This window comes from Alkalihalobacterium sp. TH-98 (assembly GCF_057473385.1).
On record NZ_JBYCKM010000018.1, the window covers coordinates 23912 to 30334 of the forward strand.

The window sequence follows — 6423 nt, forward strand, 5'->3', positions numbered from 1 at the left end:
TTCTTGAACTAGGTTTATACAGTGGAATTTACTAGAGTTTTAGTTAGGAAGGTACCTATCATGAAAGCGATAAGTGTGCTTCCCATTTCTTTTTGCCTCGTACATAGCATAATCCGCTTTTTTCAGTAGTGTACTTAGTTCATTACCTGCCTGTGGGTACTGAACAATACCGATACTTGTAGAGACGTCAATGCTGTATTCAAATGTCGTCCAATCGGATAACGCTTTAGTTAACTGTTTACCAAGCTTCTCTAACAGTTTTTTATCTGTTTGATGAGGTAATAAAAGGACAAACTCATCACCTCCCATTCGGATGGCTAAATCAGTAGTACCAATCGTTTGTTTTAATCGATTGCCTACTTCTTTCAAGACAAGATCACCAACATCATGACCATATGTATCATTGACTTGTTTGAACCCATCTAAATCAAGAAGCATGACAGCCCCTTTATTCGCTATAAACTCAAAATTATCAGATAAATAACTTCTATTATATAGTCCGGTTAGTGGATCTGTTTTCAACTGTTTTTCTAATTCGATAACGTATGAAAAGAGATTAGAATATTTTACTAGAATATCAATATCTTTTTCAGTGAAATGTGAAGGTTTGGAGTCTAGGGCACATAAAGTCCCGAACATTTCCCCATCCTTATAAAAAATGGGTACACCGATGTATGATTGAATATTTAAATCATTCGTAACCGCTAATTTGCTTGTGAATGGATGGGATTTAGAGTCGTTGATGATAAGTGGTTCACGGTTACCAAAGAAAATTTGTTGACAATAAGATTCTCTTAAACGGATTTCTTGATTTTCCGTAATAGGTATCTCTGTACCGTTATCTATAGATTTAATGATTGAGAAAGTATCTTCTGATGTTTTACCGATAAATAACATTTTTCCTTCAATCGATGAATTCACTAACTCCAGTAGGTCAGTTGCAGCCTTGTAAGTCATTATTGAACTCCTTCGTTTTGTAAAAATTTAGATGTTTTAATATGGATAACCTTCGAAGTTTTTCATCTAGGTGCCATAGTCAGTTTTCAATTCTATTAACATGGCAAACATCTAAATTATAACAAGATAACGATCTTCTGTCTGTCAAATCATACTAACTTTAAATAAACAGACACATAAATAAGACTGTTTGTAGAGAGGTGGAAAATAAACCGTTACAATATAAATTCTATTTTTTAAAGCGATTTCCTGTATTGGCGTATATTAAAAATAAAATGATAGCTATTATAAAAGCGATCCAGCTATAAGAAACAACCCAAGTAATATTTAGCAATTCCCCGAGTCCAGTAATAAAAAGAAATCCACTTAATAAAAAAATAAAATTCCCTACACCATTACAAAGCGCCTGTTTATCGTATGTTGCTTTTTCTTCCTTAGAAGAAGTGTTATACCCCGCTATTAACCAACTCCATTGTCTATATTTGATCAAGTAACCTAGTAAAATAAAGAATAAACCAGTAATGAAATGAGTCATTTTGTTATACCTCTCTTTCTTTCAATTAATGAATAGGTCAGGTAGGGAAATAGGATGCAGATGATAGTAAACAGCCTTACTAATTCTAAAATTAAAATATTATCTAATCCAACAAAAAATATATCCGAGTAATATAAGGCGTTGATCATACCGTGAATAAGAGCGGCTGCAATGGCCGAATTCGATCTTATACGGATAAAACTGATCAGTAAAGATAAGAAAAATAATTGCAAGCAAAATACTAGAGTGTAAAGCATTGTATGATGGAAGGGGAGTAGTGAATATTTATAAAAAATGGCAACGGGTACATGCCACACCGACCAAATGATTGCAACGATAAAAGATAGCGGTCCCCATTGAGACTTTTCGGTATAATAATAGAAATAACCTCTCCAAACGATTTCCTCAAGCAGGGCCGAAAGTGTAGCTACGGTTAGTCCAATTAAGACAAGTGTAAAAAAAGGACGTAAGAACGAATTATTAGTAATTTCAAGTGTTGGAACCAAAATATCCGAGAGAAGTAAAACAAGGAAAAACATGACAATGGGTAATAATAAGGCAACCAAGAACCAGATGTTTAACTTCAAGGATAAGCCCAGCGTTTTAAAGAGATCGTCTTTAAACAGTAATTTTTGAACAATGAAGATGGCTAAAAACGGAAATCCCATCGCTAAACCTAACAAGTTACGGTTTACTGTGTTTGAGGATCCGCCATTCACTTGAAGAAGCAGGTGAAACGTCAACGTTAATAGGAATGTAATACATATAACTAAAACTAGTCTTTTTTTAATCGGTTTCAATCTAATTTCCCCATTCATATTGAACTAATCACTGTCGAACTTCCACAGTACTTCATTGAAAATTGTCGGTTTCTGCGCTTGCCTAGGAAATTTTAGAAATATTCAAACGAGCACGATTAAGAAACCACCTATAAGAATGCTAGTCAAAAAGGAAATAGAATAAATGGTAAATTCGTGAAGTAGTAATAAATGGCATTCTTAAGTTCATTGTATACTTAATGGATGGGGGAGGGGAGATAAAATGGGGAATTTTTGTAAAATAGTACTTAGCTGCTTGGTTTTATTGGTAAGCCTCATTGTCGGTTTAGGCTTTTATTATTACGTTGAAGGGGAGTATGCTGCAACGGATACAATCGGATTGACAACGATTGACATACTAGAAGACACGATCCACCTAAAAGGGTATACGTCAAGCAGCGCGACTGGATTTAGCAAGTATATGTATACATCTGTTAATGATGCTCTCTATATTCGCTTAAAATATAGTCTTGTCAGCCGTGTCAATCCAAACGCTGATTTCTCAATAACGATTATTGAACCAACTGTTGATATCAATCAAATATATATTCAAGGTAAAGATCACCAAGATATTAGACTGATTTGGGAAAAGTAGATTTTGTAAAAACAATGAATTCGCAAATCTCTACTATGTTTAGGGTAATTTAGAGTTTAATAGATTGTAACGGAACCACTTAATCCTATTAGGAAAAAGATGAAACCAAATACGGCAGCAAAAACACCTTTCCCCCATATGGAAGACCAATTATTAATCATAAGCTCTTTTTTATCATTTTTTATGTAATATCTAACTTCAACCGACTCGCCAATCTCGTACTTACGACGGTCATAGCCCATGTAGGACTTAAAGGTTCTTACTTCTTGTTCAATTTCGTCAAAGTATTCAATTACAGGAAAGTAGGCCATCGCTCTTGCAACAGGCTCTAAACGTAAATCAATAATCTTGCCTTTAGTTACCTTCGATTGCTTCATCGTTCGATATGTTTGTATAATCGTATAAATCCCGTATAGTAAAAATGAAATTCCAATGAAAAGTGCAGTTTGATCGATACAGCATCACCTCTACAAGTAAAAGAAATTATTCTTATAAAATTGTAATATATTTGTAGAAAAATAAATAGCAAGAAGCTGTCCCTCTCTAGGTGGTTGTCTATTTTATTTCTATAGTCGAAAGAAGTAATTCAGAGTTTTAAAGCGGAGTAGGCGAAGACTCAAGCTCCAAGTAACATTTTATATTGATTGAAGGAAACACACTTATAAAAGTTGAAACCAAAATGTTTGTGCTTCGTATGTATGGTAGTTGTATTGTATTGAATTGATTGGAGGAGGCTATCGTTTATGTACGAGTATAAGTTTGTCAAAGTCGACTTAAAATCAACTTGGAAAGGGACAAAACCTGAAGAAGATTATCATACGGTCATTGAGCAGCATGGGGCAGAAGGTTGGAGGTTAGTACAGATCTTTGCGCGGGCTATTGCAGGGTATGGGGCTGCTGAATTTTACGAGATCATTTTCGAAAAGAAGATAGATTAAAGGGTAAAGTTGAGAGATCGACCTTAAACATTTTTAAGTTATATAATTAATTACTGATCACCAATAAAGCTTATTGAGAGGCATAAAGACCTGTATCTCTATGCCTTAATTCGGTATTAGTTAAATAAAAAACATCATAACAGTACCAATAACAGTAAGGGCAATAACATGGTAACCGACGGCAATAAAATAGAGAGAAATGGCGTTCTTTGAATTTGATCCTAAACTAAAAATAAAGTCTTTGGCATAGGCAAGCGCTACGATTAACCCTACACTGCCGCCAATGAGCGCGCCATCTACTATGGTTTCGGCTTGGGAAAGGTATAGGAGGCCAAAAAGTAAAAGGGTCGTCAATAAAGTAACGAATGTTAGCAGCCCATAGTTAGGTTGTTTTTCTAATTTAATATGTAATAAATTGACCCAACGTTTCCCTAGAATGGAATAATAAATCATACCACTAACCATGTAAATAAGAAATCCTGTTAAGATAGCTAAAAACATTGCATTACCTCTTTCTATAGTCTATATGGGTTGATTTACTTGAATTATATCACTTTATAATTGTAAGGTTAAGGTAACTATAGATGCTAAAGAAGAGTTAAAGCTCTTATTAAAAAAACGATTTCAGTTACATATCGGAGGTCGGAGATGAAAATAAAAAATGTTTTAGTGATCCTATTTGTTTCTCTTTTTCTAGCTGGGTGTATGCCTAAAAGTGCTTCGGTGACAGCAGTTGGTGAAGGAGAATACGGTAATGTTGATATTCATTACACAATTTCAGATAACACTTTAAGTGAAACAATCTTACTGAAATTCATGGGTGAAGATGAACTAACTTCTATTGTTTATGAGGTAGAAAATCCCCATTCATTAGAACTATTAAACTTTCAAGGGCAAATGGGAACTTTTGAAGAACAAACAGGCTGGATGGAAGGAAAATCAAACAGATCTGTAGAGAAAGAAGAACTTAATAAAATTATCAATGATGCTCAAATTACTGTGGAGTGGAAAACAGCAAATGGTATTTACAAGGAAACTATTGATCTATCAACAAAATAACGTTTTACTTTCTAATAATGAATAATAACGCATAGAGCGAACATTCCTCTCGGCGTTATTGCAGCATAAACGTTTTAAGCTAGAAAGCTTACTAGAAATGGGGAATTGGTTTTGTTCAAGAGTAATACAAGTTTGGTCGGCTTACTACTTATTTTGGTAATACTCCTTATGGCGTGTTCCGGAAGGCCCTTAACAGATGCTCCGATTCCAGAACTCGAGCAGTATGAAGGACGGCCATTACATATCGGGGTGATTGGAGAACTGCCATCCGTCAGAGAACAACATATTCAATTTTCTAGCATCCAATTTACCGATTTATTGGATAGAAAACTTGAAATATATGATGCGGTTTTTATAACGAGGGAACATTTACATGAGGCGTCAGAAGATCAATATGCTGATGTTTATATGGAAACCCGTATACCGTTTTTCTTTATTGATGCGAGTAAATCGTATCATTCTTTTATTGAAAAAGATTTATCCTACGAAGAAAATCTAGATTTAAAAGAAATTAGTAATCATTATATTATTGGTTTACTAGCAACAGAAGAAGCAGAATTTACGTACTGGTATTTCGGAATCTATGATGATATCGTTTCAGACCAAACGATAAAAGGGACGTTTTCACAAGTTTTCATGACGATCGAAAAACAGATGAACTTCTAGCTATAACAACTTATGAAGCAACGATAAAAGGCATCCATCCAGGCAATCCATCCATAGGGAGAAGTTTAAGGCGACGATTACTATTCATACTGTTATGTGGAACAGGGTATATATGATATAGACTATGTTGAACAGACTTACGATAGGTATCCTTTAGTGAACAAGAAGGAGGGTTTTGGAGTGAGCGATAAAAATACAGCGGTAAAAACAGGAATTGGTTTCGGATCAGTTTTAGCAATCACCATTTCATGGAGTGTCAATCAATCGATCCTATGGGCAATCATTCATGGGGTTTTTAGTTGGTTTTATGTGATTTATTTTGCATTGACGAGATGATGAGTACTGAATCGAGGCGGCGCGGTAAAGTAATTCATTCCAATATCAGACTTCGGTTTTAGTGTACCCGAATGAACCTGATGTTACCAGCAATAGGAAGAAGAGGGCCAAAAAGAGAAGATATGAACCTGGTTTTACCAGTAACAGGAAGAAACGGGCCAACAATAGAAGATGCGAACCCGATATTACCAGTAACAGGAAGAAACAGACCAACAAGAGAAGATATGAACCTGGTTTTACCAGTAACAGGAAGAAACGGGCCAACAATAGAAGATGCGAACCCGATATTACCAGTAACAGGAAGAAGCGGGCCAACAAGAGAAGATATGAACCTGGTTTTACCAGTAACAGGAAGAAGCAGACCAAAAAGAGAAGATATGAACCTGGTTTTACCAGTAACAGGAAGAAACGGGCCAAAAAGAGAAGATGCGAACCCGATATTACCAGTAAGAGGAAGAAATGGGCCAAAAAGAGAAGATGCAAACCTGATATTACCAGTAACAGGAAGAAGCGGGCCAA

General features: G+C 35.3%; 11 protein-coding genes. 6 read left to right on the top strand and 5 right to left on the bottom strand.

Translation table 11 applies throughout. From position 1 onward, the window contains the following. Window positions 1-39: 39 nt before the first annotated feature. The 3 genes from AC2VNP_RS07670 to AC2VNP_RS07680 all read right to left on the bottom strand — a co-directional run bounded on the left by AC2VNP_RS07670 (window position 40) and on the right by AC2VNP_RS07680 (window position 2292). Window positions 40-957, bottom strand: a complete 918-nt coding sequence (locus AC2VNP_RS07670; protein ID WP_486916758.1) for a sensor domain-containing diguanylate cyclase — start codon at window positions 955-957, stop codon at window positions 40-42. Window positions 958-1186: 229 nt separating this feature from the next. Beyond that, on the bottom strand, window positions 1187-1492 hold the full coding sequence (locus tag AC2VNP_RS07675) for a DUF3784 domain-containing protein (protein ID WP_486916759.1): 306 nt from the start codon (window positions 1490-1492) through the stop codon (window positions 1187-1189). Next, window positions 1489-2292 carry a CPBP family intramembrane glutamic endopeptidase gene (locus tag AC2VNP_RS07680; RefSeq protein ID WP_486916760.1) on the bottom strand — a complete coding sequence of 268 codons (804 nt, stop codon included), beginning with the start codon at window positions 2290-2292 and terminating at the stop codon, window positions 1489-1491. The genes AC2VNP_RS07675 and AC2VNP_RS07680 overlap by 4 nt, the downstream gene beginning before the upstream one ends. 241 nt (window positions 2293-2533) lie before the next feature. On the opposite strand from AC2VNP_RS07680, the gene AC2VNP_RS07685 reads away from it, so the two are divergent. Next, entirely contained in the window at window positions 2534-2905 is a 372-nt protein-coding gene (locus tag AC2VNP_RS07685; RefSeq protein WP_486916761.1) for a hypothetical protein, read from the top strand. Between the two features lie 56 nt (window positions 2906-2961). Here AC2VNP_RS07685 and AC2VNP_RS07690 read toward each other — a convergent pair whose 3' ends face one another. Beyond that, window positions 2962-3282 (bottom strand): DUF3592 domain-containing protein, encoded by a 321-nt coding sequence (locus AC2VNP_RS07690; RefSeq protein WP_486916762.1) that lies wholly within the window; start codon window positions 3280-3282, stop codon window positions 2962-2964. 366 nt (window positions 3283-3648) lie between these two features. Between AC2VNP_RS07690 and AC2VNP_RS07695 the strand changes: the two genes are divergently transcribed. Further along, window positions 3649-3843, top strand: a complete 195-nt coding sequence (locus AC2VNP_RS07695) for a DUF4177 domain-containing protein (protein WP_486916763.1) — start codon at window positions 3649-3651, stop codon at window positions 3841-3843. 120 nt (window positions 3844-3963) lie between these two features. On the opposite strand, the gene AC2VNP_RS07700 is transcribed toward AC2VNP_RS07695, so the two are convergent. Then, window positions 3964-4344 carry a DUF1761 domain-containing protein gene (locus tag AC2VNP_RS07700; RefSeq protein ID WP_486916764.1) on the bottom strand — a complete coding sequence of 127 codons (381 nt, stop codon included), beginning with the start codon at window positions 4342-4344 and terminating at the stop codon, window positions 3964-3966. Between the two features lie 147 nt (window positions 4345-4491). Here AC2VNP_RS07700 and AC2VNP_RS07705 point away from each other — a divergent pair, with 147 nt between their 5' ends. The 4 genes from AC2VNP_RS07705 to AC2VNP_RS07720 form a co-directional block, all read left to right on the top strand. Then, on the top strand, window positions 4492-4902 hold the full coding sequence (locus tag AC2VNP_RS07705) for a hypothetical protein (protein ID WP_486916765.1): 411 nt from the start codon (window positions 4492-4494) through the stop codon (window positions 4900-4902). A gap of 168 nt (window positions 4903-5070) precedes the next feature. Then, entirely contained in the window at window positions 5071-5568 is a 498-nt protein-coding gene (locus AC2VNP_RS07710) for a hypothetical protein (protein ID WP_486916766.1), read from the top strand. A 180-nt stretch (window positions 5569-5748) separates the two neighbouring features. After that, entirely contained in the window at window positions 5749-5904 is a 156-nt protein-coding gene (locus AC2VNP_RS07715) for a hypothetical protein (protein WP_275117819.1), read from the top strand. Window positions 5905-5975: 71 nt separating this feature from the next. Further along, window positions 5976-6423: hypothetical protein (locus tag AC2VNP_RS07720; protein ID WP_486916767.1), on the top strand; the 448-nt coding region annotated here is incomplete at its 3' end.